The 25,075-nt window shown below is 66.5% G+C and carries 22 protein-coding genes; 12 read left to right on the forward strand and 10 right to left on the reverse strand.

Annotated elements, in window-relative coordinates; genetic code table 11:
- The first annotated feature begins 2 nt into the window (after window positions 1-2).
- Window positions 3-392: a hypothetical protein gene (locus tag VQ044_RS05825; protein WP_327645984.1), complete on the forward strand. Its 390-nt coding sequence runs from the start codon at window positions 3-5 to the stop codon at window positions 390-392.
- A 174-nt stretch (window positions 393-566) separates the two neighbouring features.
- On the opposite strand, the gene VQ044_RS05830 is transcribed toward VQ044_RS05825, so the two are convergent.
- Entirely contained in the window at window positions 567-2,738 is a 2,172-nt protein-coding gene (locus VQ044_RS05830) for a malate synthase G (RefSeq protein WP_327645985.1), read from the reverse strand.
- A gap of 197 nt (window positions 2,739-2,935) precedes the next feature.
- Between VQ044_RS05830 and VQ044_RS05835 the strand changes: the two genes are divergently transcribed.
- Window positions 2,936-3,886, forward strand: coding sequence for a TAXI family TRAP transporter solute-binding subunit (locus tag VQ044_RS05835; protein ID WP_327623700.1), 951 nt, complete (start codon window positions 2,936-2,938; stop codon window positions 3,884-3,886).
- 218 nt (window positions 3,887-4,104) lie between these two features.
- Here VQ044_RS05835 and VQ044_RS05840 read toward each other — a convergent pair whose 3' ends face one another.
- Complete coding sequence (locus VQ044_RS05840) at window positions 4,105-5,289, reverse strand: CaiB/BaiF CoA transferase family protein (protein WP_327645986.1); 1,185 nt, start codon at window positions 5,287-5,289, stop codon at window positions 4,105-4,107.
- A gap of 5 nt (window positions 5,290-5,294) precedes the next feature.
- Window positions 5,295-6,269, reverse strand: a complete 975-nt coding sequence (locus tag VQ044_RS05845; protein WP_327645988.1) for a hydroxymethylglutaryl-CoA lyase — start codon at window positions 6,267-6,269, stop codon at window positions 5,295-5,297.
- 267 nt (window positions 6,270-6,536) lie between these two features.
- On the opposite strand from VQ044_RS05845, the gene VQ044_RS05850 reads away from it, so the two are divergent.
- The 3 genes from VQ044_RS05850 to VQ044_RS05860 are packed head-to-tail and all read left to right on the forward strand — an operon-like array spanning window position 6,537 to window position 9,519.
- Window positions 6,537-7,511: a Bug family tripartite tricarboxylate transporter substrate binding protein gene (locus tag VQ044_RS05850; RefSeq protein WP_327623697.1), complete on the forward strand. Its 975-nt coding sequence runs from the start codon at window positions 6,537-6,539 to the stop codon at window positions 7,509-7,511.
- Window positions 7,512-7,518: 7 nt separating this feature from the next.
- The gene (locus tag VQ044_RS05855; protein WP_327645990.1) at window positions 7,519-7,959 is read left to right on the forward strand and encodes a tripartite tricarboxylate transporter TctB family protein; all 441 of its coding nucleotides are present in this window, start codon (window positions 7,519-7,521) and stop codon (window positions 7,957-7,959) included.
- A gap of 30 nt (window positions 7,960-7,989) precedes the next feature.
- Window positions 7,990-9,519 (forward strand): tripartite tricarboxylate transporter permease, encoded by a 1,530-nt coding sequence (locus tag VQ044_RS05860; RefSeq protein WP_327623695.1) that lies wholly within the window; start codon window positions 7,990-7,992, stop codon window positions 9,517-9,519.
- Window positions 9,520-9,554: 35 nt separating this feature from the next.
- Here VQ044_RS05860 and VQ044_RS05865 read toward each other — a convergent pair whose 3' ends face one another.
- From VQ044_RS05865 to VQ044_RS05875, 3 genes are all read right to left on the reverse strand, one after another.
- Window positions 9,555-10,409, reverse strand: coding sequence for an FAS1-like dehydratase domain-containing protein (locus tag VQ044_RS05865; protein WP_327645992.1), 855 nt, complete (start codon window positions 10,407-10,409; stop codon window positions 9,555-9,557).
- Window positions 10,410-10,486: 77 nt separating this feature from the next.
- Window positions 10,487-12,013, reverse strand: coding sequence for a fumarate hydratase (locus VQ044_RS05870; protein WP_327645993.1), 1,527 nt, complete (start codon window positions 12,011-12,013; stop codon window positions 10,487-10,489).
- Window positions 12,010-13,383, reverse strand: a complete 1,374-nt coding sequence (locus tag VQ044_RS05875; RefSeq protein ID WP_327645994.1) for an MmgE/PrpD family protein — start codon at window positions 13,381-13,383, stop codon at window positions 12,010-12,012. The genes VQ044_RS05870 and VQ044_RS05875 overlap by 4 nt, the downstream gene beginning before the upstream one ends.
- Window positions 13,384-13,649: 266 nt before the next feature.
- Here VQ044_RS05875 and VQ044_RS05880 point away from each other — a divergent pair, with 266 nt between their 5' ends.
- Window positions 13,650-14,798, forward strand: a complete 1,149-nt coding sequence (locus tag VQ044_RS05880; protein WP_327645995.1) for a CaiB/BaiF CoA transferase family protein — start codon at window positions 13,650-13,652, stop codon at window positions 14,796-14,798.
- 55 nt (window positions 14,799-14,853) lie between these two features.
- On the opposite strand, the gene VQ044_RS05885 is transcribed toward VQ044_RS05880, so the two are convergent.
- On the reverse strand, window positions 14,854-15,411 hold the full coding sequence (locus VQ044_RS05885; protein WP_327645996.1) for a cytochrome P460 family protein: 558 nt from the start codon (window positions 15,409-15,411) through the stop codon (window positions 14,854-14,856).
- Between the two features lie 346 nt (window positions 15,412-15,757).
- On the opposite strand from VQ044_RS05885, the gene VQ044_RS05890 reads away from it, so the two are divergent.
- The 6 genes from VQ044_RS05890 (at window position 15,758) to modC (ending at window position 20,655) form a co-directional block, all read left to right on the forward strand.
- Entirely contained in the window at window positions 15,758-16,285 is a 528-nt protein-coding gene (locus VQ044_RS05890) for a redoxin domain-containing protein (protein ID WP_327645998.1), read from the forward strand.
- Window positions 16,286-16,452: 167 nt separating this feature from the next.
- Entirely contained in the window at window positions 16,453-16,950 is a 498-nt protein-coding gene (locus VQ044_RS05895; protein ID WP_327645999.1) for a cupin domain-containing protein, read from the forward strand.
- A 110-nt stretch (window positions 16,951-17,060) separates the two neighbouring features.
- Window positions 17,061-18,023, forward strand: coding sequence for a ribokinase (locus tag VQ044_RS05900; protein ID WP_327646000.1), 963 nt, complete (start codon window positions 17,061-17,063; stop codon window positions 18,021-18,023).
- A 73-nt stretch (window positions 18,024-18,096) separates the two neighbouring features.
- Window positions 18,097-18,852, forward strand: coding sequence for a molybdate ABC transporter substrate-binding protein (gene modA, locus VQ044_RS05905; protein WP_327646001.1), 756 nt, complete (start codon window positions 18,097-18,099; stop codon window positions 18,850-18,852).
- Between the two features lie 4 nt (window positions 18,853-18,856).
- Window positions 18,857-19,528 carry a molybdate ABC transporter permease subunit gene (gene modB, locus VQ044_RS05910; RefSeq protein WP_327623685.1) on the forward strand — a complete coding sequence of 224 codons (672 nt, stop codon included), beginning with the start codon at window positions 18,857-18,859 and terminating at the stop codon, window positions 19,526-19,528.
- A complete protein-coding gene (gene modC / locus VQ044_RS05915) occupies window positions 19,525-20,655 on the forward strand; it encodes a molybdenum ABC transporter ATP-binding protein (protein WP_327646002.1) in 1,131 nt (376 codons plus the stop codon). The genes modB and modC overlap by 4 nt, the downstream gene beginning before the upstream one ends.
- Before the next feature lie 9 nt (window positions 20,656-20,664).
- Here the strand turns inward: modC and VQ044_RS05920 are convergent, their stop codons facing one another.
- The 3 genes from VQ044_RS05920 to VQ044_RS05930 are packed head-to-tail and all read right to left on the reverse strand — an operon-like array spanning window position 20,665 to window position 25,000.
- The gene (locus tag VQ044_RS05920) at window positions 20,665-22,371 is read right to left on the reverse strand and encodes an FG-GAP-like repeat-containing protein (RefSeq protein ID WP_327646003.1); all 1,707 of its coding nucleotides are present in this window, start codon (window positions 22,369-22,371) and stop codon (window positions 20,665-20,667) included.
- Window positions 22,368-23,780: a di-heme oxidoredictase family protein gene (locus VQ044_RS05925; protein WP_327646004.1), complete on the reverse strand. Its 1,413-nt coding sequence runs from the start codon at window positions 23,778-23,780 to the stop codon at window positions 22,368-22,370. The genes VQ044_RS05920 and VQ044_RS05925 overlap by 4 nt, the downstream gene beginning before the upstream one ends.
- Window positions 23,780-25,000, reverse strand: a complete 1,221-nt coding sequence (locus tag VQ044_RS05930; protein WP_327646005.1) for an ROK family protein — start codon at window positions 24,998-25,000, stop codon at window positions 23,780-23,782. Before VQ044_RS05930 ends, VQ044_RS05925 begins: the two co-directional genes overlap by 1 nt.
- Window positions 25,001-25,075: the final 75 nt, after the last annotated feature.

Here is a 25,075-nt window from a genome sequence, read left to right on the forward strand (position 1 = left end):
CAATGTTCAAGACCACAGCACTCGCCACCGTCGTCGCGCTCGCCATGGGCGGCTCGGCCTTTGCCCAGGCCAATTCAACCAACGCCGGCAACAACAAGATCGATGCCGGCGGCGGCAAGGGCCTCGTCGTCGTCGATATCAGCAACAACGACATTGCGCAGAACATCGCCAACGATCTCTCGGCCCTCAACGACCTGACCGTGCAGGCGCAGGACGTTATCGATGTCGGCTCCGTACAGGTGCCGATCAGCGTCGCCGCCGTGGTTTGCGAACTGGAGGTCAACGCGATCGCCAGCAGCAACGACAAGGGCGACAAGTCCTGTGATGCCCAGAGCACCAACGACGCTCTGAACCAGGCCGTGCAGCAGAGCCTGCCGACGCAGTCGAACTAAGCGACGCGTCCAATCAGCAGCGAGGGGGCACGCCCCCTCCAACCGGCGCGATCGTCTGGATCCCGTCCCCGTTCAACCGGAAATCCGCCGGCAGTGGAGAGGCCCGTCACCAGACGGGTCTCTTTTCTTTCTCGGCCCTGATTCCAGGGCAATGTGCGCACGGTAGCAGCAGGGCTATCCCGCCGCTTGCGCCTTCTTCTCAAGCCGGCGGCGATGCAGCACGGGCTCGGTGTAGCCGGACGGCTGTTCCCGCCCTTCGAAGACCAGGTCGCAGGCCGCCTTGAAGGCGATCGAGCCGTCGAAATTTCCGGCCATCGGCTGGTAGGCCGGATCGCTGGCGTTCTGCTCGTCGACCTTTCTGGCCATCTTCTTCATCGCTTCCATCACCTCGTCCTTGGAGACGACGCCATGATGCAGCCAGTTGGCGATGTGTTGGGAGGAGATGCGACAGGTGGCGCGGTCCTCCATCAGGCCGACATCGTTGATATCGGGCACGGTCGAGCAGCCGACGCCCTGGTCGATCCAGCGCACGACGTAGCCAAGGATGCCCTGCGCATTGTTCTCCAGTTCGCCCCGGATCTGCTCCTCCGGCCAATTGGCGCGGTTGGAGAGCGGGACGGTGAGGATGTCGGAGAGGACCGCCCGGCTGCCCTTTTTGGCAATTGCCTCCTGCCAGGCGAGGACGTCGACCTTGTGGTAATGGGTCGCGTGCAGGGTCGCGGCCGTCGGGCTCGGCACCCAGGCGGTGTTGGCGCCGGCCTGCGGATGGGCGATCTTCTGGGCCAGCATGTCGTGCATCCTTGCCGGCATCGCCCACATGCCCTTGCCGATCTGCGCCTTGCCGGTCAGGCCGCAGGCAAGACCCACATCGACGTTCCAGTCCTCATAGGCCTTGATCCAGGTGCGGTCCTTCATCACGGTCTTGCGGATCATTGGCCCGGCTTCCATCGAGGTGTGAATCTCGTCGCCGGTGCGGTCGAGGAAGCCGGTGTTAATGAAGAACACCCGATGCTTGGCGGCGCGGATACACTCCTTGAGGTTGACCGTCGTGCGGCGCTCCTCGTCCATGATGCCCATCTTGAGCGTGTAACGGGCAAGGCCGAGCAAATCCTCGACGCGGCCGAAGATCTCGTCGGAGAAGGCGACCTCGTCCGGCCCGTGCATCTTCGGCTTGACGATGTAGATCGAGCCGGCACGCGAATTGCGGATGCCGCCGGTCTTCTTGAGGTCGTGCATGGCGATCATCGCGGTGATCACCGCGTCCATGATGCCCTCCGGCACCTCGGCCCCGTCCTTGAGCTGGATGGCCGGGTTGGTCATCAGGTGGCCGACATTGCGGATCAGGAGCAGCGAGCGCCCCGGCAGGCTGAGGGCCGCGCCGTCGGCGCCGACATAGTCGCGATCCGGGTTGAGCTGCCGCGTCACCGTCTCGCCGCCCTTCTCGAAGCTGTCCTGAAGGTCGCCCTTCATCAGGCCGAGCCAGTTGCGATAGACGGCGGTCTTGTCTTCGGCGTCGACGGCGGCGATCGAATCCTCGCAGTCGCAGATCGTCGTGATCGCCGATTCCATCATCATGTCGGCGACGTTCGCCGGATCGTTCTTGCCGATCCGGTTGGTCGCGTCGATGGTCACTTCCAGATGCAGGCCGTTGTGCTTGAACAGCAGCGCCGTCGGGGCCGCGGCGTCGCCGCGATAGCCGGCGAAGGCGGCCGGGTTCTTCAGCCGCGCCTGTTTGCCGCCGTTGAAGGTGGCGGCCAGTGTACCGTCCTCGACCGAATAGGCCTTCACGTCGATATGCGAGATCCGGTCGAGCGGCGCCAGGCCGTCGAGGAAGCTCTTCGCCCAAGTGACGACGCGCGCGCCCCGCGCCCGGTCGTAGCCCTTGCCTTCGGGCAGATCGCCCATCGCGTCGGTGCCGTAGAGCGCGTCATAGAGCGAGGCCCAGCGGGCATTGGCCGCGTTCAGCGTGTAGCGCGCGTTCATCAGCGGCACGACGAGCTGCGGACCGGGGATCAGCGCGATTTCCGGATCGACGTTTTCGGTCTCGATGGCAAAGTCCGCCCCTTCCGGAACGAGATAGCCGAGATCGCCCAGGAACGCCTTGTATTCCTTCATGTCGATCGGCTTGCCGCGGCGCTCGCGGTGCCAGTCGTCGATCTTGGCTTGCATCTCCTCGCGGATCCGCAGCAACTCCCGATTGCGCGGTGCCAGGCCGTTGAGGATGTCCGACGTCCCCTTCCAGAAGACATCCGGCGCGATCCCGGTGTCCGGCAAAGCCTCCGTGTCGATGAAATTCTTCAGGATGGCCGCAACCTTGAGGTCGTGGACGTCGATCATGTCGGACATGCGGTTTCTCCAATAGTGCGCTGCGGGAGGACATCCGACATGAAAAGCGCGAAGTCAATTCGACGGAGGGCGCACAAGGATGCACCCCGTTCCCAAACGGGGAGTGGGCCTGTCCTCTCCGCCGCCCTTGAGGTTTCCTCGTCGGCTGTTACAAATCTGCGACCGGGCCGCTTCGGCCCTTTTTGGGAGGACACTTCATGAAGTTATTCAACCGTCTCGCCGCCTCGGCGCTCGTCGCGGGCCTGGCCATGGCGCCAGCCGCCGCCTCGGCCCAGCAGTTCATCAACGTACTGACTGGCGGCACCTCGGGCGTCTACTATCCGCTCGGCGTCGCGCTCGCCAAAGTCTATGGCGACAAGATCGAGGGGGTGAAGACCCAGGTCCAGTCGACCAAGGCGTCGGTCGAAAACATCAATCTGATTGCACAGGGTCGTGGGGAAATCGCCTTCGCCCTCGGTGACTCGGTCAAGGCCGCCGCCGAAGGCAACGCCGACGCCGGCTTCCAGCAGCCGGTCGAGAAGCTGCGCGCCATCGCCGCGATCTATCCGAACTACGTGCAGATCGTCGCCTCCAAGGATTCCGGCATCACCGATCTGGCCGGCCTGAAGGGCAAGGCGCTGTCGGTCGGCGCACCGGCGTCCGGCACCGAGCTCAACGCGCGAGCGATCTTCTCGGCTGCCGGCATGAGCTATGAAGACCTCGGCAAGACCGAGTATCTGCCCTTCGCCGAGTCGGTCGAGCTGATCAAGAACCGCCAGCTCGACGCGACGCTCCAGTCGGCCGGCCTCGGCGTCGCCTCGATCCGCGACCTCGCCTCGTCGCTGCCGATCACGGTCGTCGCGGTTCCGGCCGAGATCGCCGAAAAACTCGGCGCGCCGTTCCAGGCAGCCGAAATTCCGGCGGGCACCTATGATGGCCAGGACGCAGCCGTGCCGACGCTGGCGATCACCAACATCCTGGTTACCTCGAGCGACGTCGACGAGGAACTGGTCTACCAGATGACCAAGCAGCTGATCGAGAACCTGCCGGAGCTGGTCGCCGCCCACAATGCAGCGAAGTCGATCGACCCGGCGAAGGCCGCGAAGAACCTGCCGGTCGCTCTGCATCCGGGCGCCGAGCGCTATTACAAGGAAGCCGGCCTGCTCTAAGAGTCCGTTTCGAAACTCACTGCGGCGGGTTCAAAGGCCCCTCGGATGGTCGCTCCGCAATGACATGATACCCGATTTCCGCGGGTTTGGGCGTCCCGGGTGAACCATGGAGGCTGGTCTTGGCAGGGTTTCGAAACGGCCTCTAAGGGTAGCCATTGTTTCACGTGAATCGGCCGCGCGACCGAAAGGGTGCGCGGCCGTTTTCATTCGCGCGGCCTTCAGATTACCCCGTCACCCCGCAGCGCGGCGATCTCGGCGGACGAATAGCCCGCCTCGGCGAGAACCGTGTCGGTATCCGCGCCGAGATCCGGCGCCGGATGGCGGACGACGCAGGGCGTGTCCGAGAATTTGATCGGAAAGCCGGTCATCTTGACCGTGCCGTGGCCCGGATGATCGATGGCGAGAACCATCTCCTGCTCGCGCACCTGCGGGTCCTCGAACACCTCGGCGAGTGTCTGCACCCGACCGCAGGGCACGCCGGCGGCGTTCAGCCGCTCGATCCAGATCGCTTGGCTCTCGTGACGCATGGCATCGTCGATCATCGCGTTGACCTCCGCGCGGCGCTCGACCCGCTTGGCATTGGTGTCGAAGCGCGCATCCTCCAGCATCGCCGAAAGCCCGGTCGTCTCCAGGAACCGCCGCAGGATCGGCGGGGTCGACGCGGCCACCGCCACCGGACCGTCGGATGCCTGGAACAGCCCGTAAGGCGAGGCGATTGGGTGGTCGTTGCCGGTCGGCGGCGGCGTCTGGCCGGTGGCGAGCTGGGCGGCGGACAGATAGGCCATCATCGAGATCATGCCGTTCATCATCGAGGATTCGACTGCCTGGCCGGCGCCGTCCCGGTCGCGCACGCGCAAAGCCGCGACGATGCCGAGCGCGGTATAGAGACCGGCGATGAGATCGGTCAGCGGCGGCGCGGCGCGGATCGGACCGCCTTCCAGGGTTCCGTTCACCGCCATGAAGCCGGACATCGCCTGGGTGATGAAATCGAAGGCCGGTCGCTCGCTATAGGGGCCGGTGGTGCCGTAGCCGTTGACCGAGCCGACGACGAGCCGCGGATTGATGGCGTCGAGCCCGGCGCGGTCGAGCCCCATGGCGGTGAGGACGCCGGGCCGGAAATTCTCGACCAGCACGTCGGCCTCGGTCAGAAGCCTGCGCAGGACGGCCTTGCCCTCCTCGCGCTTCAAATCCAGCGTGATCGAGCGCTTGTTGCGGTTGAAGCTGGCGAAATACCAGGACAGACCATCGATGATCGCGCCCTGGCCACGCACATGATCGCCCGAACCCGGCGTTTCGATCTTGACGACATCGGCGCCGAGATCGCCGAGGATCATTGAACAGAACGGTCCGGAGAGAATGCGCGTCAGATCGACGACGCGAATACCGGCAAGCGGTTGCTCCATGCTTCTCAGCCCGCCGCCGTAGAGACGTCGTCGACGCCGTGCCGGGTCAAACGCGGCCCGGCCTTCATCACCTGGCCCGGCAATTCCCGGCCAAGGATCGTCTCGGTCCGCTTGGCGACCGCGATCAGGCGTTTGAGATCGACGCCGGTCTCATAGCCGCTTTCCTGGAGCAGATAGACCAGATCCTCGGTGCAGATGTTGCCCGTCGCCCCCGCCGCGAAGGGACAGCCGCCGAGCCCGCCGATGGAGGAATCGTAACGGTTGACGCCTTCGGAAAGGCCGACCATGACATTGGCGAGGCCGACGCCGCGCGTGTTGTGGAAATGCAGCGTGATTTTCATCTCCGGCACGCCCTCCCGCAGCGCCGCCAGCAATGCCTTGACCGTCGTCGGCGTCGCCATGCCGGTGGTGTCGCCGAGATTGAGATCGACGATGCCGAGGTCGCGGTAGAAGCGCGCGATCCGCACGACGGATTCGGGCGGAACGTCGCCCTCGAAGGGGCAGCCGAAGGCGGTGGCGACGCCGCCCTGGACCCGCTTGCCCGCCGCCGTGGCGATCTCGACCACCGGCGGAAACCGCGCGAGCGTCTCGTCGATCGAGGCGTTGACGTTCTTGCGGCTGTGCGCTTCGGAGGCCGAGCAGAACAGCCCCATGATGTCTAGCTGCGTTTCCGCCGCCCGCTCGGCGCCGCGGGCGTTCGGCACCAGCGCCGTCAGCACGACGCCCGGTCGCTTGTCGATGCCGGACAGGACCTCGGCGGCGTCGGCGAGTTGCGGCACGGCGCGCGGCGAGACGAAGGAGGTCACCTGCACCTTGCGCAAGCCGGCATCGATCAGGCCGTTGACGATCTCGATCTTGCGTTCCGTCGGGATGAAGGGCTTTTCGATCTGGAAGCCGTCGCGGGGGCCGACCTCGCAAATCTCGATCCGGCTCCCAGCGCGCACCGGCATGGGCAACACATTGCCTGCTTCGGCCATCATCCCGCTCCTGTTTTGTTTCGTTGGCATTACGGTTCCCATACGCGAAGGGTCAGTCGAAAGTAAATTTTGAAATATTGCGCTGCATTGCAGCATGCCCTCTTTTCGCGGCGCAGCACAGATGACATCGCGTCCGGCCTTGACCGGCCGAATACTTCGGTGTCATCCACTAACAAAGGCACGCAAGGGTAAATGTCGGTGACGGCGCGATCTCTTGCGGCCGACAACAGGGCGGGGGACGCAAGAACCGTCGCCAGAGGGAGGATGAGTATGTTTTTGAAACGTTTGCTGATGGTCGCGGCCGTGGCGTCGATCGCCTTACCGGCGGCGGCGTTCGAGCCGTCGAATGTCGAGTGCATCGCACCGGCCAATCCCGGCGGGGGCTGGGACTTCACCTGCCGGACCGTCGGTCGCCTGCTGCAGGAAGAAGGCCTCGTTCCGGGCGCCGTCCAGGTGACCAACATGCCGGGCGCCGTCGGCGCTGTGGCCTTCGCCAATGTCGCATCGAAGCGCAATGACGACCCGAATCTGATCGTTGCGACATCGACCGTCGGCATCACCCAGATCGCCCAGGACAAATATCCGGCCGGCATCGACCAGATGCGCTGGCTGGGCATGCTCGGCGCCGATGTCGGCACGGTGCTGGTCAACAAGGACTCCGAATACGACTCGCTCGAAGCCGTCCTCGCCGCCGTCAAGGAAGACCCGGCCGGTGTCGTGGTCGGTGGATCGTCCTCGATCGGCGGCTGGGACCATCTGCGGTTCCTGATCCTGGCGCAGGAAGCCGGCGTTCCGACTGACCAGTTGAAGGACATCCGCTGGGTCGAATTCTCCGGTGGCGGTGACGCCGTCACCCAGTTGCTCGGCGGCCATATCGACGTCGTCCTCACAGACATCGGCGAGATCGGCGGCTTCATCCAGTCGGGCGACGCCAAGGCTTTGGCGGTCATGTCCGACGACAGGCTGCCCGCCTATCCTGATATCGCCACCGCCAAGGAGCAGGGCATCGAGGCCGTCGGCTACAACTGGCGCGGTTTCTACATGGGCGGCGGGGTTCCCGACGAAGCCTATGATTTCTGGGTCGAGAAGATGAAGACGCTTTACGATTCGGACGGTTGGCAGACGGCGGCGACCGAGTCGGGCCTGACCCCGATCTGGCGCGGTGGCAAGGAATTCGATGCCTTCGTGCGCGAGTCCAAGGACAAGGCCGCGGAAATCTCGAAGGCCATCGGTGTCATCCAGTAGGACGGCCATGAGCCTTCGTCTCAGTGACCGCATCGCGGGGGCGATACTGCTCGCCCTCGCGATCTGGTACTGGATCGCCGCCGGCGGCTATGTCGTCGCCTATGGCGATCCTGCCGGTCCCAGCCTGTTTCCCCGCATGGTCGCCGTGCCGCTCGGGCTGTTCGCGGCGTTCCTGATCATCAAGCCGGACCCCGACCCGATCTGGTTCCGCTGGCCGCATGTCTGGGGCCAGTTCGCGATGCTGGCGGTCCTCATCGCCTATCCGTTCGTTCTCGAACCGGCGGGCTTTCCGCTGTCGACAAGCGTCGCCGCGGTATTTCTGGCGCGGATTCTCGGCGGAAGCTGGTTGCAATCGGTACTCACCGGATTGGTGATCGGTTTCGGTCTGTTCTTTCTGTTCGACGGCGTTTTCGGCCTGCCGCTGCCGATGGGACCGCTTTTCGGCTAGTCACCGCTTGACCGGTGCCAAGGAGATCACGTGGAAATTCTTGGATTTCTCGCCGACGGCTTTGCGGTCGCCCTGACGCCGACGAATATCGGCCTCGCCCTGTTCGGCTGCTTCATCGGCACGATCATCGGCGCGCTGCCGGGCCTCGGCCCGGTCAACGGCGTGGCGATCCTCATCCCGCTGGCGTTCTCGCTGCAATTGCCGCCGGGCTCGGCGCTCATTCTTCTGGCCTGCGTCTATTACGGCTGCATGTATGGCGGCCGCATCTCCTCCATCATGCTGAACATTCCCGGCGACGAACCGGCGATGATGACCTGCCTCGACGGCTACCCGATGGCCAAGAACGGCAAGGCGCCGGAGGCTCTGGCGATCTCCGGCATCGCTTCCTTCGTCGGCGCGGTGGCCTCGACCATCGGCCTGGTGCTGTTCGCGCCGCTTTTGGTGCAGTTCGCCATCCGCTTCGGCCCGGCCGAATATTTCGCGCTCTATGTCATGGCTTTCGCCACGATCGGCGGCATCACCGGCGCCAACCCGGCCAAAACGCTACTGGCGGCCGGGATCGGACTGATGCTGGGAACGGTCGGGATCGACCCGCAAAGCGCCGTGCCGCGCTATACCTTCGGCAGCTTCCACCTTTATGACGGCTTCCATGCCATTATCGCTATCGTCGGCCTGTTCGCCATTTCCGAGGCGTTGATCCTTTTGGAACACGGGATCGGAGGTCATTCCGGCGCGATTCCGGTCAAACGCGCCTTTGCCCGCTGGGCCGACATCCGCCAATCACTGGGGGCGATGTTGCGCGGCTCCGGCCTCGGCTTCGTCGCCGGCATCCTGCCGGGGGCGGGTGCTTCGCTCGGCTCGTTCATCGCCTACACGCTGGAAAAGCGCTATTCGAACAGCAACGATACGTTCGGCAAGGGCGATCCGCGCGGGGTCGCGGCGCCGGAGGCCGGCAACAACGCGGCGGCCGGCGGAGCGCTGGTGCCGATGCTGGCGCTCGGCGTACCGGGCTCCGGCACGACGGCGGTGCTCCTGGCGCTGCTGATCTCGCTGAACATCACGCCGGGACCGCTCCTGTTCCAGAACCAGCCGGACATTGTCTGGGGCCTGATCGCGGCACTGTTCATGGCGAACGTGTTCCTGCTGATCCTCAATCTGCCGCTGGTCGGCCTGTTCACCCGGATGCTGGCGATCCCGATGTGGGCGTTGATGCCGTTCGTGGTGATGATCTCCTTCGTCGGCATCTATTCGATCAGCCACTCCACCTTCGACCTGCAAGTCATGGTCGGCTTCGGCGTGCTCGGCTTCATCCTGCGCAAGCTCGATATCTCGGTGGTTCCGGTCGTGCTCGGGCTTCTGCTCGGCGGCGAAATGGAAAGCATGCTGCGGCGGGCGCTGTCGATCTCGGGCGGCGATCCGTCGATCCTCGTCGGCAGCGGGATTTCGATCGGGCTCTATACGGTGACGGCGTTCTTCCTGCTCGCGGCGGTCTATTTCGCGTTCCGCAAGCGGCGGGCGAAGCCGGCACTGGAGATCGAGCAGGAGACTATGGCGGACTGAGGCGCCGTCGATCCGGACGACCGAGGCGTAGCCGGTTATATCGAGGCCGTGGCCTGCATGCGCCTGATGCCGTCGGCACCGCTCGACCAGAGTTCGCAGCCATCCCCATCGCGCCGTGCATTGAGACCCATCGTCTTGCCGTCGAACAGCGGCTTGACGCCGCGATAGGAAAACACCGCCGGCGTTCGGCCGAGCGTCTCGGCGGCCAGATGCGCCAGCAGCGTCGCCTGCAGCGGTCCATGTACGACAAGGCCGGGATAGTTCTCCTCCTCGATGCAATAGCGCCGGTCGTAATGGATGCGATGACCGTTGAAGGTCAGGGCGGAATAGCGAAACAGGGCCAGCGGGCTCGGCTCGAAGGCGCGGCTGACATCGGCCTTCGGCGGCTCGGTCGCTTCGGGGCGGGCCGCCGGCGTGGCGCCACCGGTCTCGGCCGCGCGGTAGACGATGTCCTGGCGCTCCTCGATAGCGACGACGGCGGAGGCGAGAATGTCGTGCCGGACTGTCACGAAGCATAAGGGGCCGGAGCGCCCCTGCTTGAGTTCGACGGCCTCGATGCGCGAGCGGCGCGTGACCCGGTCGCCGACGACGAGCGGGGTCAGAAAACGCAGTTCGCCGCCCGCCCACATGCGCCGGGGCAGGGGCACCGGCGGCAGGAAACCGCCGCGCGCCGGATGTCCGTCCGGCCCGGTGGCGGAGTTGGGCACAACCGGCGGCGCGAGGCACCAATGCAGGCAGAGCGGGGTCGGGGCGCCCTCGGACACGTCTCCCGGTTCACGGTCGAGCGTCGCCAGGAACGAGCGGACCATCCGTGTGTCGATATGGTCGCTCGCTTCCTCGGAGCGGCCGATCCAGCTTTTCAGATGGTCGATATCGATCGGGTCCGTCATCGTTTTCTCCCTCAATACGAGCGCGGCAGGCCGGGTCTGCCCGGCGAGAGTGGGCAGGGATTGGCAGACGCCCGCAGTTAAACCGGTCGGCCGGAAACGCGGATCTCCGGCCGCTTCCATCGCGCCGGCCCGGTGGTGTGGATGGAGGTGCCGCCGGCATCGACGGCGACGGTCACCGGCATGTCCTCGACCACGAATTCACGGATCGCCTCCATGCCGAGATCGTCGAAGGCGAGGATGCTCGAGGAGCGGATCGCCTTGGAGACGAGATAGGCCGCGCCACCGACGGCGATGAGATAGGCCGCGCCATGGCGCCTTATGCTGTCGATCGCGGCCGCACCGCGCTCGGCCTTGCCGATCATCACCAGGAGGCCGGTCGCCTCCAGCAATTGGTCCGTATACGGGTCCATGCGGGTCGAGGTCGTCGGGCCGGCCGGTCCCACCGCTTCGTCGCGCACCGCGTCGACGGGGCCGACATAGTAGATCGCGCGGCCATTGAGATCGACGGGGAGTTTTTCGCCGCGATCGAGCATCGCGATCATCCGCTTATGGGCGGCGTCGCGCCCGGTCAAAAGCCGGCCGGACAGGAGCAGCGTCTCGCCGGCCCGCCAGCCGGCGACGTCCTGGCGCGTCAGCCTGTCGAGGTCGACGCGGCGCACGGACGCGTCCCCCTGGCCGAGGGCGATGTCGGGCCATAGATCGATCGCCGGCGGCGTGAATTCCGCCGGGCCGGTGCCGTCGAGCGTGAAGCTCAGATGCCGGTCGGCGGCGCATTGCGGGACCAGCCCGACCGGCTTCGACGCGGCATGAACGGGATAGGTCGCGATCTTGACGTCGAGCACCGTGGTCAGGCCACCGAGCCCCTGCGCGCCGATGCCGAGCGTGTTGACCTTCTCGTAGAGCTCGATCCGCAGTTCCTCCAGCTTCGAGGCCGGGCCGCGGGCAATCAGCGCCGTCATGTCGATGGGCGCCATCAGCGATTGCTTGGCCAGCAGCATCGCCTTTTCGGCGGTGCCGCCGACGCCGATGCCCAGAATGCCCGGCGGACACCAGCCGGCGCCGAGCCCCTCGACCGTCTTCAGCACCCAGTCGACGACCGAGTCGCCCGGGTTGAGCGCGGCGAAACGCGCCTTGTTTTCCGAGCCGCCGCCCTTGGCCGCCACGGTCACCGCGATCTCGTTGCCGGCCACGAGTTCGACGTGGGTGACGGCGGGCGCGTTGGTGCCGGTGTTCTTCCGCTCGAAGATCGGATCGTCGAGGATCGACGGGCGCAAGGGGTTTGCTGCGTCGGTATAGGCGATGGCCACCGCCTCGTTCACCAACTCGGTGAGCGGGCGCGTGGTGGCCAGACGCGCCTCCATGCCGAATTTGACGAAGACGTTGACCGTGCCGGTGTCCTGGCACATCGGCCGGCCGCCGAGCGCGGCCATGCGGGAATTGACCAGGATCTGCGCCATCGCGTTCTTCGCCGAGGCGCTTTCCTCGCGCTGATACGCCTCGGCGAGATGGGCGATGAAGTCCGGCGGATGATAGACCGCGATGTATTGCAGCGCGTCCGCGACCGAACGGATGAAATCCTCCTCGGTGATCGGAGAAGCGCTCATGCGGCCTCGCTGGAACGCGGCGTTGCGCCGAACGCCGAAAGCCGGTCGAGCCCTTCGAACTGGTCGGCCAGACGCCGCGCGTCGTCGCCGAGAACCGGTTCGGCGAGTGCCATGAACTTGGCGCGGATGGCGGCCGCGTCCGGGAAGGTCGCCGGCTCGCCGGACGGATCGCGAATGCTTCGCTCGAGCGTTCCGCTGGCGGTCTCGACGCAGAGCGTCGCGCCGAAGGGATGCGCCAGCCCTTCGAGGCTTTCGTCGCGCACGACATCGATCCGGTCCGACAGCGCGTCGAGCGCCGGATCGCCGATTCGCCGATAATCGTCCCAGCCGAACGATCCCTGGTCGAGCGCCACGCTGGCGACGAAGGGCATGGAGAACTGGCCGTCGACGATGCTGCGCACCCGGCGCTTTTCCGGCAGGGGATCGCCGGTCAGCGTGATGCCGTTGCGGTGCAGCCCGATCGTCACGGAGCGGAGGTCCGCAGCGGTGAGCCCCTCCTCGCGCCGCAGCGCCAGCAGCCCGTCGAGCGCAGCATGGGTGTAGCGGCAGGAGGGGTAGGGCTTCATGCCAATCTTCATGGTTTCCCAGACCGAGCCGAGCCCCGCTACCGCTTTGGCCGGATCGGCGGCGTCGGTGTAGCCGACCAAGAGACCGTGCCGGCCCTCGATCGGGGCGGATGCCGCCTTCAAGCCGTTCTTGGCCAAAGTCGCGGCGAAGACGCCGTTCATTGCCGCCGCGCCGACCTGCCAGCGCTTGTTCCAGGCGCCGTTAACGAGGAATTGCAGTGAGCCGGCGGCCTGACTGCCCGACACGCCGAAGGCGCTGGCGACACCGTCCGCATCGAGGCCGAAGAGCCGCGCCGCGGCCGCTGCGGCGCCGAAGGTGCCGGCGGTGGCGGTGGGATGAAAGCCGCGCGCGTAATGGCTGGTCGGGTCGAGCGCGTTGCCGAGTCGGCAGCAGACCTCGTAGCCGGCGACGATCGCCGTGACGATCTCGGCGCCACTCGCCCCGACCATCTCGCCGACCGCGAGCGCCGCCGGCACCACCGGGGCGGAGGGATGCAGCGAGGAATCGGCATGGGTGTCGTCGAAATCGAGGGAATGGCCGAGCATGCCGTTGACCAGAGCCGCGACCGGCGGCGCCAGCCGGCGTCCCGTGCCGACCACGCTGGCGGCGCCCGGCCCGCCGAGGCCGAGTTCGTCCAGCGTCGCATAGAGGCTCGGGGTGGATTCCGATTCGGCATGGGCCCGCACGATGCTGCCTGTCAGATCGAGCGCCAGATGGCGCGCGCGCAGGGCGACCTCCGGCGGAATCGCGTCGAAGGACAGATTCGCCACGAATGCCGCGAGGATTCTCGTTTCGTCGCTCATGTTCGCGCCCTCCTCAAGCTTCGTCGCGTGGCCCGCTCGTTTCATCCCGGCGCGACAATCGTAAGCTTGTCGGTTTATTGGCATTGTCGCGCGGGTCAAGCGCCGAAGCCGAATTGACCTGACGCCGCGTCCGTATCGGTCCGCCAGCTTGGACCAGCCACCGCCTTCGGCTCTGGCCGATATCACCGCGGTCCAGTAAAACGCGGCGCGACAATCGGCCGAGAGCGATCACCCCTGGCCATCACGCAGCGAAGCGGAGCCCATGAATGAACATTGATCTCGCCGGCGTTCTCGTCGTTTCCGTCGAGCAGGCCGTCGCCGCGCCCTATGTCTCGGGACGGCTCGCCGACGCCGGTGCGCGGATCCTGAAGATCGAGCGCCCGGAGGGCGATTTCGCCCGCGGCTACGACAGCTTCGTCCACGGTGAGAGCGCCTATTTCGTCTGGCTCAATCGCGGCAAGGAATCGGTCCGGCTCGACCTCAAGGATGCGACAGATCGCGAACGCCTCGCCGGGCTTATCGGCGAGGCCGATATCTTCATCCAGAATCTCGCACCCGGCGTCATATCGCGGCTCGGCTTCGACGTGGGTGAACTGCGGGCGCGTTACCCGCGGCTGATCACCTGCTCGATCTCGGGCTATGGCGACGACGGCCCGCTCGCGCATCTGAAGGCCTATGACCTTCTGGTGCAGGCGGAGACGGGCCTGTCCTCCGTCACCGGCAACGAACACGGGCCGGCGCGGGTCGGGGTTTCGGTCTGCGACATCGCCGCCGGGATGACCGCGCTATCCAGCATCATGCAGGCGCTCTACGCCCGCGAGCGGACCGGCGCCGGGCGGCACATCTCGCTGTCGCTGTTCCACGCCCTCTCCGACTGGATGAATGTCCCCTATCTGCAATATGTCTATGGCGGCCTGACGCCGCCCCGCAACGGCCTCAGCCACCCGACCATCGCCCCTTACGGGGTGTACGAATGCTCCGACGGCCGCGCCATCCTGTTGTCGATCCAGAACGAGCGCGAATGGGTCAATCTCTGCGCCAAGGCCTTGGAGCAACCTGAATTGGCCACCGATGAACGGTTTGCCTCGAACAACCAGCGCGTCGCCAACCGGCCGGCGCTGGAGGCGATCATCCAGTGCATCTTCGCTCGCCATGATCGCGACGCCTTGGCCGCGCGCCTCGAGGCGGCGCAGATCGCCTATGGCCGGTTGTCCGACATGGAAGATTTGAAGAACCACGCCCAGAACCGGACGGTGACGGTCGATACGCCGACAGGCCCGGTCACCATGCTGGCGCCGGGCTTCCTCATCGACGACACGCTTCCCGAATTCGGCAAGGTGCCGGCCCTCGGGGAGGACACCGAGCGGGTCCTCGCCGAGTTCGGGCTGACCGAACCAGCGTCCGCGAAGGGCTGACGGGGCAAGCCGAAGCGCGAACCGCTGACGGTGATCGCGCTTCGGGATTAGCTTGCTACCAGTCGGTGCGGTCGGTGGTGAACAGAAAGTCCTCGCCCGGTGCGCCCGAATGGCAAGCGATGCACCCGGCCTCGGCATTGCCCTTGGCGACCCGGCCGGCCAGTTCCATTCCCTTCGGGTTCTTGTCGAGCGACCCGTCCGGTAGGTATTTGGCGTAGAACCAGTCCTTGTTCTCCGCGTCGTAGCCGGCCTCGCGCTTGAACATGACCGTGACCGCGCCGAGATGCTTGCTCGGATCGGCCAGAACCTGGTCCGCGGTGACGCCCTGCGGCCCGTAATTGTTCTTGACCACCAGCGATCCCGCCTGCCCGTCGATCTCGGCGTTGAGATAGAAGGTCTCGAGCATCATGCCGTGCGGGTCGGTGCCGGCATAGGGAAAGGCGTGAATGGCGCCGTCGCCGGCGAGATTCAGCTGTTCCATCGCCGCCCAGACCTTCTGGGCATAGGCGGTGTCTTCTTCCTGACCGAAGGGCGGGGTCTGGGCCTGGGCCACAGCCATGGTCAGCGCCGAGGCGACGACGAGGCTTCCAACCAGCTTTGAACGTAATTTCATGAATTCCTCCACCTTCTTCCGACTCCGAGGCCGATCCCCGAAAGATCGTGCGAGCGGTGCCAGCCCGGTTTGCCGCACCGACGTGTTCGGCGCGGCAAGAAACCTGCACGCTCGATGGTTCTTCGCGGCGGGGGCGGGATTTGTAACGTCCGAGGTGGGGAAAATTAATTCGCCGCACCCTTCACGGGGTGGACGGTCGCCTACGATGCCGAAATCGAACAGCGCGGGAGCGGGGCGCCGCGGGGCTTAAACCGGACCGCACGAAAAAGTGACACGCAACCCCAGCGCTTCGGCGGCATTCCTGGGGACGACGAACCCCAAACGCATCTGACCGAAGGACGATATCATGCGCCACACCACCCTGATTCCAGGCGACAAGGCTCCGAAGCTGGCTGTGGAGGTTCTCGGCGGCCCCGCCTTCGATCTGGCCGCCGAGAAGCCCGAAAAGATGTCGCTGGTGTTCTTCTATCGCGGTGTTCATTGCCCGATCTGCAAGACGCAGATGGAAGAACTGAACGACAAGCGCGCCGAGTTCGAGGCGATCGGCGTCTCGGTTCACGCAGTGTCGATGGATTCGAAGGAGCGGGCCGAACGGCAGAAGCAGGAGTGGAAGATCGCCGATCTGCCGATCGGCTACGGTCTGACCGAGGAAAGCGCCCGCGAATGGGGGCTGTTCATTTCCGCCAAGGAGAAGGATTCCGAGCCGGCGCGTTTCGCTGAGCCCGGCATCGCGATGATCTACCCCGATGGCACGATCTATGCGCTGTATTTCCAGAGCATTCCCTTTGCCCGCCCGACGCTGGACGGCTTGAAGAAGGGGCTCGGCTTCATCCTCGAAAACGACTATCCGATCCGCGGCAAGCTCGCCGCCTGAGCCGAGGCGCTCATTCAAGCACCGGCGGGGGACCGCGTCTGGTCTCGGCCGGTACTTTTCGATTCAAATCCGGACCAACGGTTTCTCCTTGGCCAGAGGCTTTTGCGCCGGCCCGCTTCGCGCTAGCGTCGGCAGATGGCCTTTTCTCACTTTCGATGGCGAGCCGTATGACCGATACTCCACATCTCTCCGACGAGCCCCGCTGGAAGAATGACGGGGTCCGCGTCATCAAGGGCGATCAGCTCGATTCCAATACCGCCCAGACGCCCGGCATGTTTCGCCAGGCGGCGATCAATCACGCCCGCGTCGGAGCACAGAAGATATGGGCAGGCACGGTCACCATCGAACCCGACGCCAAGACCGGCGTCCATCATCACGGGGCGCTGGAAAGCGTCATCTTCGTCTTGCGCGGCAAAGCCCGCATGCGCTGGGGCGAACGGCTGGAATTCGTTGCCGAGGCCGAAGCCGGCGACTTCATCTTCGTGCCGCCCTACGTGCCGCATCAGGAGATCAACGCCGATCCCCAAAATCCGCTCGAATGCGTGCTCGTGCGCTCCGACAACGAGGCGGTGGTCGTCAACATCACCGATGTCGATCCGGTCGAGCGGCCGGAGGAAATCTATTGGGTCGATCCGATCCACCGGCATCCCGGGGGCGGGGGCTGAGCCCGGCATGACACGGCGGGTTTTCCCATGCGGCTCAGGCTACCGGTTGATGGGTGACGCGTTTGCCTCTCTCGGCGTTTCCCGGAACCATGTGAGCGAAGGAGCAGGCCATGGCCGATCAAGCTGACCGGGTTTTGCAGGCCGCGTCCGTCCTGGTCTTCGGCTCGCTGAACGTCGATCTGATCTGCCGGGTCGCGGCGATCGCGCGGCCGGGCGAGACCGTGCTTGCCCCCGACTACGAACAGTTGTTCGGCGGCAAGGGGGCCAACCAGGCGGTCGCCGCCGCGCGCGTTCTCGGCGCGGCCAACCGCGTCGCGATGATCGGCGCGGTCGGCGAGGACGAACTGGGCAGGGCGGTCACCGGCAATCTGGCCAATGAGGGCATCGACGTTACCGGCCTGCAGACGGCGCCAGCTCGGACCGGCTGCGCCTTCATCAGCATCGACAGCGGCGGCGAAAATGCCATCACGGTGGCGAGCGGCGCCAATGCCCGTCTCGACGCGTCGGCGCTGCCGGACGGTCTGCTCGACCCGTCCAGCGTGCTGGTGCTGCAAATGGAAACGCCGCTCGCCGCGAGTTTTGTGGCGGCGGAGCGAGCCCGAGCCAAAGGCGGGCGCGTGGTGGTCAATCTGGCTCCCGTGCCCGCCCAACTCGATGCCGACGATTTGGCGCGGTTGCTGGCGCCGGCCGACTATCTCATCGTCAACGAGAGCGAACTTGCCGCCGCCGCCGGACTGTCCGGAATCGGCGGGGACGAGCCCGGCGCGCTGGCGACCGCTCTCGCCGCCCGCTTCGACCTCGTTGTCATCGCCACGCTGGGAGCCAAGGGCGCGCTGGTCGCCGAGGGCGAAGCCATTCACCCGATTCCGGCACTGGCGGTGGAGCCGATCGATACGACCGGTGCCGGCGATACCTTCGTCGGCGTGTTCGCCGCGGGTCTCGGCGAGGGGCTGTCGACCGAAGACGCGGCTGAACGCGCGGTCGTCGCGGGGTCGCTCGCCTGTCGCCGGGTCGGGGCGCAATCGGCGATGCCGACGGCAGGTGAAATCGAACAGGCGCTTGCCGGCCGTTGAGCGAGCGCTCTGGCGGGCCGCGGTCCGGGCGTTTATGGTCCGGCTGACCTCATTCCCAAGCAAAGGATGCCGCTTGCGTCGCTGGAACCGCTCTTTGGCCGTCGCCGGACTTTTCGTTGCGCTGAGCGCGCCGACCTTCGCCGTTGCTGCAACGGTGCGCGTCGCGGTGGCGGCGAACTTCACCGAGGCGGCCAAGGCGATCGCCACCGCCTTTGCGGCGAAGACCGGCGACACGGCGGAACTCAGCTTCGGCTCGACCGGTACGCTCTATACGCAGATTTCCCAGAACGCGCCGTTCGCGGTGTTTCTGGCCGCCGACGACGCGCGACCGAAAAAGGCGGTGGCGGAGAAGCTGGGCGTTCCGGGTACGGTCTTCACCTACGCCATCGGCAAAATTGTGCTCTACAGCGCCGATCCGGACCGGGTCACCGGCGAGGAGACGCTGAAAGCCGGGGATTTCGACAGGATCGCCATCGCCAATCCCCTGACCGCTCCCTATGGGGCTGCCGCCGTTGCGGCGATGCGGGCACTCGGCGTCTACGACGCGCTGGAGCCGAAGTTCGTCCAGGGCACCAATATCGCCCAAACCTTCCAGTTTGTTCAGACAGGCAATGCCGAACTCGGCTTCGTCGCCCTGGCGCAGGTCGCCGACAACGAGAACGGCTCGCTCTGGGAAGTGCCGGCCGATCTTTACCCGCCGATCCGGCAGGATGCGGTGCTGTTGGAGAACGGCAGGGACAGCAAAACCGCGAAGGCATTTCTGGATTTCCTGAAGGGGCCGGAAGCGGCCGCGATCATTCGCCAGTTCGGCTACGACACGGGCGATTGACGCGGTGTTCGAAGGTGGTGAAATCCTCAGTGCTGTCGTTCTGACCCTCGAGCTCGCGACCGCGACAACGCTGATCCTGTTGCTGATCGGCACGCCGCTCGCCTGGTGGCTGGCGCGATCCCGGGCGCGGTGGAAAGAGATCGTCGGCACGCTCGTCGCGCTGCCGCTGGTGCTGCCGCCGACCGTCCTCGGCTTCTATCTTCTTATCGCGCTCGGGCCGGACGGTCTCGGCGGGCTTCTCGGCGTGAGAACGCTCGCCTTCAGCTTCGAGGGGCTGGTGATCGGCTCGGTGGTCTATTCCATGCCCTTCGTCGTGCAGCCGATCCGCAACGCCTTCGAGGCGATCGGGGAGCGCCCGCTGGAGGTCGCGGCGACGCTGCGCGCCGCGCCGCTCGACCGGTTCCTGACGGTGGCGCTGCCGCTGGCACGGCCGGGCTTCCTCACCGGCGCTGTGCTCGGCTTCGCCCACACCGTCGGCGAGTTCGGCGTCGTCCTGATGATCGGCGGCAGTATTCCCGGCGAGACCAAGGTGCTGTCGGTGGCGATCTATGATTACGTCGAGACCCTGCGCTGGACCGAGGCGCATATCCTCGCCGGCGGCATGCTGGTGTTTTCCTTCCTCGTCATCCTGACCATGACGCTGATCGGCCGGCGGATGGGGCAGCCGCAGCCGTGACGATTCATGATGGCTCCAAAGCGGACACGGCCCGCATCGACATCGCGCTTGCGGGACGGCTCGGGCAGTTCGCGCTCGACGTCGCCTTCGATCTGCCGGCCTCCGGCGTCACCGCCCTGTTCGGCCCGTCCGGCTCGGGCAAGACCTCGGTGCTCCGGGCCATTGCCGGCCTCACCCGGCTTACGGGCCGGGTCGTGGTCGGCTCCGAGACCTGGCAGGATGCACGGACCTTTCGCCCGCCGCACCGGCGCGAGATCGGCTACGTCTTCCAGGAAGCGAGCCTGTTTGCCCATCTGACGGTCGCCAAGAACCTCGTCTATGGGGCGCGGCGCAGCGTCGGCGGCCTCGATGAAGGGCGGTTCGCCGAGATCGTCGGCCTGCTCGGCCTGCGTCCGCTGCTCGACCGCTCACCGACGACGCTATCCGGCGGCGAACGCCAGCGCGTCGCGCTCGGCCGCGCCATCCTGTCGCGGCCACGCCTGTTGTTGATGGACGAGCCGCTGGCGGCCCTCGATCGCATGGCGAAGGACGAGATCCTGCCGTATTTCGAGGCGCTGCACGACCGGCTGCGAATCCCGATCCTCTATATCAGCCACGATATCTCCGAGGTCGAGCGTCTCGCCGACCGGATCGTCGTGCTCGAAGCCGGCCGGGTCCGCGCCAGCGGCCCGCTCAACATGGCGCTGACCGACGCCGGTCTCGGCTTCGTGCGCGATCCGCACGCGGCCTCGGTGCTGCCGGCGCGGGTGGTGGCGTTTGACGCGGCGGACGCGCTGGCCGAACTCGATCTCGGCGGCCAGCGGGTGTTCGTCGACGGCTGCGGGCCGGACGACATCGGCGGGCTGCGGCGCCTGCGCATCGAGGCCAGCGACGTCAGCCTGTCGCGCGAGGTCCCGACCCTTTCGACCATCCTCAACACGCTTGCGGTGCGGATCGTCGCGGTCGAGCCGACCTCCGCGGCCGCCAGCCTGGCTTTCGTGCTCGCCCTCGACGGAGCGCCGGAGTTGAGTTTCGTCGCCAAGGTGACGCGGCGCTCGGCGGCGCGGCTGGGCCTTGCCGTCGGCGACCAGCTGTTTGCCCAGATCAAGTCGGTGTCGCTGGCCACCGCCCCGTCGCTCGGCAAATGAGGGTTTTCCTCAGCGGATGTCGGCGGCCCTTGCCGGACGCGTGACCGGGCGGTCGGCGTCGGGATACCAATAGCGGGCGTCCGCAGCGCCCCGGTCGATCAACACGAAATTGTTGGCGAAGACCCGGTAGGGATGGCTCCATTCCCCGTCCGGCCATTGCACCCGCACTTCGGCGCGCTCGGCGGTGCCGAGTCCGACATGGACGAAGCCGGACGTGCCTGAGGCATGGCCGCCGCCCACCTGGACCGTGCGATTGATCGTCTTCGTGCCGACGCGGACCGCGAGTTTCGCGCCGAGCGCTGTCCGGTTGGCGTCCTTCTGGCCGAGCGCGATCTCAAGAAAATTGCCCAGCGGCGCGGTGCCGAAGTCACTCTTTGCCCCGAGATTGCGGAACAGGCTCGCCCGGTCACCGCGATTGACGACCAGGAGGTCCAGCGCGCCGTCGAGGTTGAAATCGCTGATCAGCGCGCCGCGTCCCTTGGTCGGCAAGGCGATGCCCGCCTCCCCGCCGCGCTCGGTGAAGCGGCCGTCGAAGCCGCCCATCAGGAGATTGTCCGGGTCGTAGGCGGCGAAATCGGGCATCGCCTCGACATTGCCCTTGGCGATGAAGAGATCGAGGGCGGTATCGTTGTTGAAATCGGCGAAGCCCGCGTGCCAGCCGGTCGACGGCTTGCCCGCGTCGTCCTTGTAGGGCCGGTGCGCGGTCGCGCCGCGCTCATACGCTTCGTCGCGATAGGTCGGGGCGTCCTCGAATTCGCGGTCGAGGAATTGCAGCTTGGTGTCGCCCATCGAGGTCAGGGCGTATTCCGGGGTGCCGTCGCCGTCGATGTCGCCCTCGGCGATGCCCATGCCCCAGATGGTCAAATGTTGCCAGCCATCGGCCTTGCGATAGGGGCGCGGCGCCCGGCCGGGCTCGACCCGCCACAGCTGTTCCTCGCCGCCGCGATAATATTGCCGGTCGTTGGTGATGCGCAGCGCCGGTTCGCCGGAGCGATTCCAGTCGGTGAACAGCATCGACAGCGCGCAATAGCCGGGCGCCAGAGCCACCGGCTCGGAATAGTCCGGCGTCTCGCCCTCCTTGGAACGCAGCAGGACGTTGTCGGCGCAGGTGCCCCAGGGCGAGCCGGGCGCTGAGCGGTCGACATAATTGCCGAAGGCGAGCGTCGGAAACCGCGCGCCCGGCTCGACGATCGCGGAGAACGCCGTCGTCCAGGCGCGGCCGCCGTCGAATCTCCAGTCGAAATTCGCCTTGTCGAAACGACAGTCGGGGCCGCCCTTCAAGAGGATATTGCCGCCGACCCGCAAGAGCACGAGATCCTCGCGGCCATCCTGGTCGATGTCGAGCGGATAGGCGCCGGTGACGTCGGCAAGGTCCTTCGGGTGGAGATCCTGGGCATTTGTCTCGAAGGTGAGCGGACCGCCGGCCTTCGACCGGTTGACGTAGAACGCGCTCTCGCCCTTGCCGCCGGCGAGGAAGACGTCCGGGAAGCGGTCGCCATTGCAATCGAAGGCCGCGCCGCCGCCGCCGACGAAGAACTCCCACGGCCCGCCATAGACATGGTCGATGCCGGCGGCCTTCGCCTCTTCCTGAAACACCGGGGTATCGCCCGCAAAGGGGAGTGCGGTGCCTTCGTCGGCGCGGCCGGGGAAGGCGAGGAGACACGCGGCGAGAATGCTCGCGAGGCCATTTACCGAGAGCAAGTGGTGGCGGCTCACGGTTCGATCCTCAATGTCTTCAGCCAGGCGATCAGCGCGGAGCGCTCGGCTTCCGGCAGATCGCGATAGGCCTTGGCGCTGTCGCTTGCCTCGCCGCCATGGGCGCGGATCACGTCGTCCAGCGTCGTCATGTCGCCGCGATGGCCGTAAGGGCCCGTATCGGCGATCCCCCAAAGCTCGGCGGTCATGAACACGTCGCGTTCGACGAAGCGCTGGGCGAGCGTTTCGTTGCCGAGCGCCGCGGTTCTCGTGTCGGCGATGCGGTGGCGTTTGAGATCGCCGAACAGCGGCACCTGAATCTCGCCCTTGTCGTTGCGCGGCAGGGTTTTCGCCCAATCGAGCAACGCGAGATCGTAGACTGCCGGGCTTGCCACATCGCCCTGGCGCAACGTGCCGGCCATATCCACCGGGCCGGGGTCGGCGAAGGCAAGGCTTTCCAGCGGCAGGGTCGGGCGATGGCAGCTTTCGCAGCCGAGATCGGCGAAACGCTGACGTCCGATCGCGGCGGCCTTGCGCCACGCCGGATCGTTCGGTGCCGTCTCGCGCGGCGGCGGCAGGCTCGCCTGAAAGGCGACCAGCGCCGAAACCTCGCCTGTGCCGATCTCGTCGGCGACGCCGTCGCCGTCGAAATCCGCCGACCCGGTCCAGCGGGCGCCCCAGCGCTCGTCCGGCTGCATGCCATGATGATGGTTGAGCGCATTGACGGTGAACTGGCGCAGCGACGTCATCACCCCCTTCTGGGTGAAGGGTCGCACGACGAGGTCGGCGTCGACGCCGTCGAGTTCCGCGAGATCGACCGAGCCATCGGGAAGCGCCGTGATCCGGCCGAAGGCAACGCCCTTCGAGGCGAGGTCCATGCGCACCGGCTCGCCTGAGGCGCGCGCCTGTTGCAGTGCCTCCGCCCGCGCTGCCACGAGATCGGCCGTCATCTCGCGGGCGAGCAGCTCGACAAGGCCGGCGCCAAACAGATGATTGGTGCCACGTTCGTTGGAAAATTGCGGATCGAGCGTGTCGAAATCGGCGCTTTCGAAGCCTTCGGAGACAAAGACGTTTGTGACGAATCCACCGGCCCCGCCGGTGACGGGCTCGTTGTGGCAGGAGGCACAGGCATTGGCGTCGGGGCCGGCGAGCCGCTGGAACGCCTGTTCGGCCGGACGGCGGGAGGCGGTCGGGACGATCGCCTGGGTGGCGTTTGGACGGCCGGCGCCGCCGAGGATCGTGAACCGCGCCTCGAACAGGTCGCGGCCTTTTTGCACAAGGTCGCGCAGGGCCTGGGCGGACAGAGGGCCGGCCAGACTCGCCGGATCGATCCGCTGCTTGATCGCGGTTTCGCGCCAGGCCGGCTCGCCAGCGAAGGTCGGCACCGCCAACGCGGCCGACAGAGCCAGCGCGAGAAGCGTCGATCGCATCAGGCGGCCTCCCTCGTTTCGGCGTTGCCGGCACGGGCGAATTCATCGTCGCACGCCGCCAGCCCCTTGGCGGTGGCGGCCCCGAAGATCAGTTCGTCGACGTCGTCCGCCAGCGAGAAGGCAATGTCGGCGCCGACCCCGTCGATGGCGCTGTCGCGGATGCCGGCGCGGATCGCCGGCTCCAGCAAGTCCATCGCGTGGGCGCCGGAGCCGGTGAAGACGACCGGCAAGGGATCGACCAGCGTGAACATGCGCCCGAGACCGTAACCGATCGCAGTGCCCGCCTCGGCGAAGGCCCGCGTCGCGGCGGGCTCGCCCGATCGGGCGAGTGCCGCCAGACGATGCATGTCGGCATCGCTGACTCGGCCCGCGGAGATTTCGTCCGTCCGTCCGTTCGCTCGCCGCCAGATCGCATAATCGCCGGCATAGGCCTCGATGCAGCCGCGATTGCCGCAGCGACAGAGGGCGCCGCCGGGAATGTGGTTGATATGGCCGAATTCGACCGCCGAGGAGCGCTGGCCCTGAAAAGTGGTGCCGCCCAGCCGCAGCCCCATGCCCACACCGACGCCGATGAAAAGCGTGGCGAAATCCCGCCGTGCGAAATCCGGCTTCCAGCGGAACGCCTCGGGCATCAGCGAACAATCGTTGAAGACGCCGACGGGCACCCCGGTCAGGGCGGTGAGCGGCCCGGCGATGTCGAGGTCGCGGGCATTCAAGGCGGGCGACCAGAGAATGCGCCGGGCGTTGCTGTCGGTTTTTCCCTGGACCGCGACGACGAGGTTTCGCGGCATCCTATTGCCCGCCAATCCGAGCATTGCTTCGCCGAGCAGCGTGGCCAGAAGCCGCACGATCTCATCCTGACCGAAAGCGGCGAGATCGCACTCCCGCCGGGCTTCCCCGAGCAGCTCGCCGCGATAGTCGCAAACGCGAACGGCCACCTCGCCGACGGCGATTTTCGCCACCGCGACACTGGCGGCCGATCCATCGAGTGCCAGACTTCGGCCCGGCCGGCCGCGCCGCGCGGCGCGTTCGTCCTCGGCGATTTCGACGATCAGCCCGGCTCGCAGCAACGTCGTCGCAATGGCGGAGGCGGCCGAGACCGACAGGCCCGTGGCCGCGCTCATCGCCTTGCGCGTCGAGACCGGGGTCCGTCGCAGATGGTCGATGACGGCGCGGCGATTGTGCGCGCGCACGTCGTCCGCATCGGTTTTCGCGAGCATGTTCCGGCCTGTCCTCCCAGCCGCGCCTCCGCTCTTTTAGTCGGATCGCGCGGTCCCTCGAATGGCACGTTGACA

This window comes from Aurantimonas sp. C2-5-R2, assembly GCF_036549495.1.
Taxonomy (GTDB): Bacteria; Pseudomonadota; Alphaproteobacteria; order Rhizobiales; family Rhizobiaceae; genus Aurantimonas; species Aurantimonas coralicida_A.

What these genes read in the sequence shown, in the direction of transcription:
- VQ044_RS05825 (WP_327645984.1), top strand. Translation starts at nt 3, where the DNA reads ATGTTCAAGACCACAGCACTCGCCACCGTCGTCGCGCTCGCCATGGGC.
- VQ044_RS05830 (WP_327645985.1), bottom strand. Translation starts at nt 2,738, where the DNA reads ATGTCCGACATGATCGACGTCCACGACCTCAAGGTTGCGGCCATCCTG.
- VQ044_RS05835 (WP_327623700.1), top strand. Translation starts at nt 2,936, where the DNA reads ATGAAGTTATTCAACCGTCTCGCCGCCTCGGCGCTCGTCGCGGGCCTG.
- VQ044_RS05840 (WP_327645986.1), bottom strand. Translation starts at nt 5,289, where the DNA reads ATGGAGCAACCGCTTGCCGGTATTCGCGTCGTCGATCTGACGCGCATT.
- VQ044_RS05845 (WP_327645988.1), bottom strand. Translation starts at nt 6,269, where the DNA reads ATGATGGCCGAAGCAGGCAATGTGTTGCCCATGCCGGTGCGCGCTGGG.
- VQ044_RS05850 (WP_327623697.1), top strand. Translation starts at nt 6,537, where the DNA reads ATGTTTTTGAAACGTTTGCTGATGGTCGCGGCCGTGGCGTCGATCGCC.
- VQ044_RS05855 (WP_327645990.1), top strand. Translation starts at nt 7,519, where the DNA reads ATGAGCCTTCGTCTCAGTGACCGCATCGCGGGGGCGATACTGCTCGCC.
- VQ044_RS05865 (WP_327645992.1), bottom strand. Translation starts at nt 10,409, where the DNA reads ATGACGGACCCGATCGATATCGACCATCTGAAAAGCTGGATCGGCCGC.
- VQ044_RS05870 (WP_327645993.1), bottom strand. Translation starts at nt 12,013, where the DNA reads ATGAGCGCTTCTCCGATCACCGAGGAGGATTTCATCCGTTCGGTCGCG.
- VQ044_RS05875 (WP_327645994.1), bottom strand. Translation starts at nt 13,383, where the DNA reads ATGAGCGACGAAACGAGAATCCTCGCGGCATTCGTGGCGAATCTGTCC.
- VQ044_RS05880 (WP_327645995.1), top strand. Translation starts at nt 13,650, where the DNA reads ATGAACATTGATCTCGCCGGCGTTCTCGTCGTTTCCGTCGAGCAGGCC.
- VQ044_RS05885 (WP_327645996.1), bottom strand. Translation starts at nt 15,411, where the DNA reads ATGAAATTACGTTCAAAGCTGGTTGGAAGCCTCGTCGTCGCCTCGGCG.
- VQ044_RS05890 (WP_327645998.1), top strand. Translation starts at nt 15,758, where the DNA reads ATGCGCCACACCACCCTGATTCCAGGCGACAAGGCTCCGAAGCTGGCT.
- VQ044_RS05895 (WP_327645999.1), top strand. Translation starts at nt 16,453, where the DNA reads ATGACCGATACTCCACATCTCTCCGACGAGCCCCGCTGGAAGAATGAC.
- VQ044_RS05900 (WP_327646000.1), top strand. Translation starts at nt 17,061, where the DNA reads ATGGCCGATCAAGCTGACCGGGTTTTGCAGGCCGCGTCCGTCCTGGTC.
- VQ044_RS05925 (WP_327646004.1), bottom strand. Translation starts at nt 23,780, where the DNA reads ATGCGATCGACGCTTCTCGCGCTGGCTCTGTCGGCCGCGTTGGCGGTG.
- VQ044_RS05930 (WP_327646005.1), bottom strand. Translation starts at nt 25,000, where the DNA reads ATGCTCGCGAAAACCGATGCGGACGACGTGCGCGCGCACAATCGCCGC.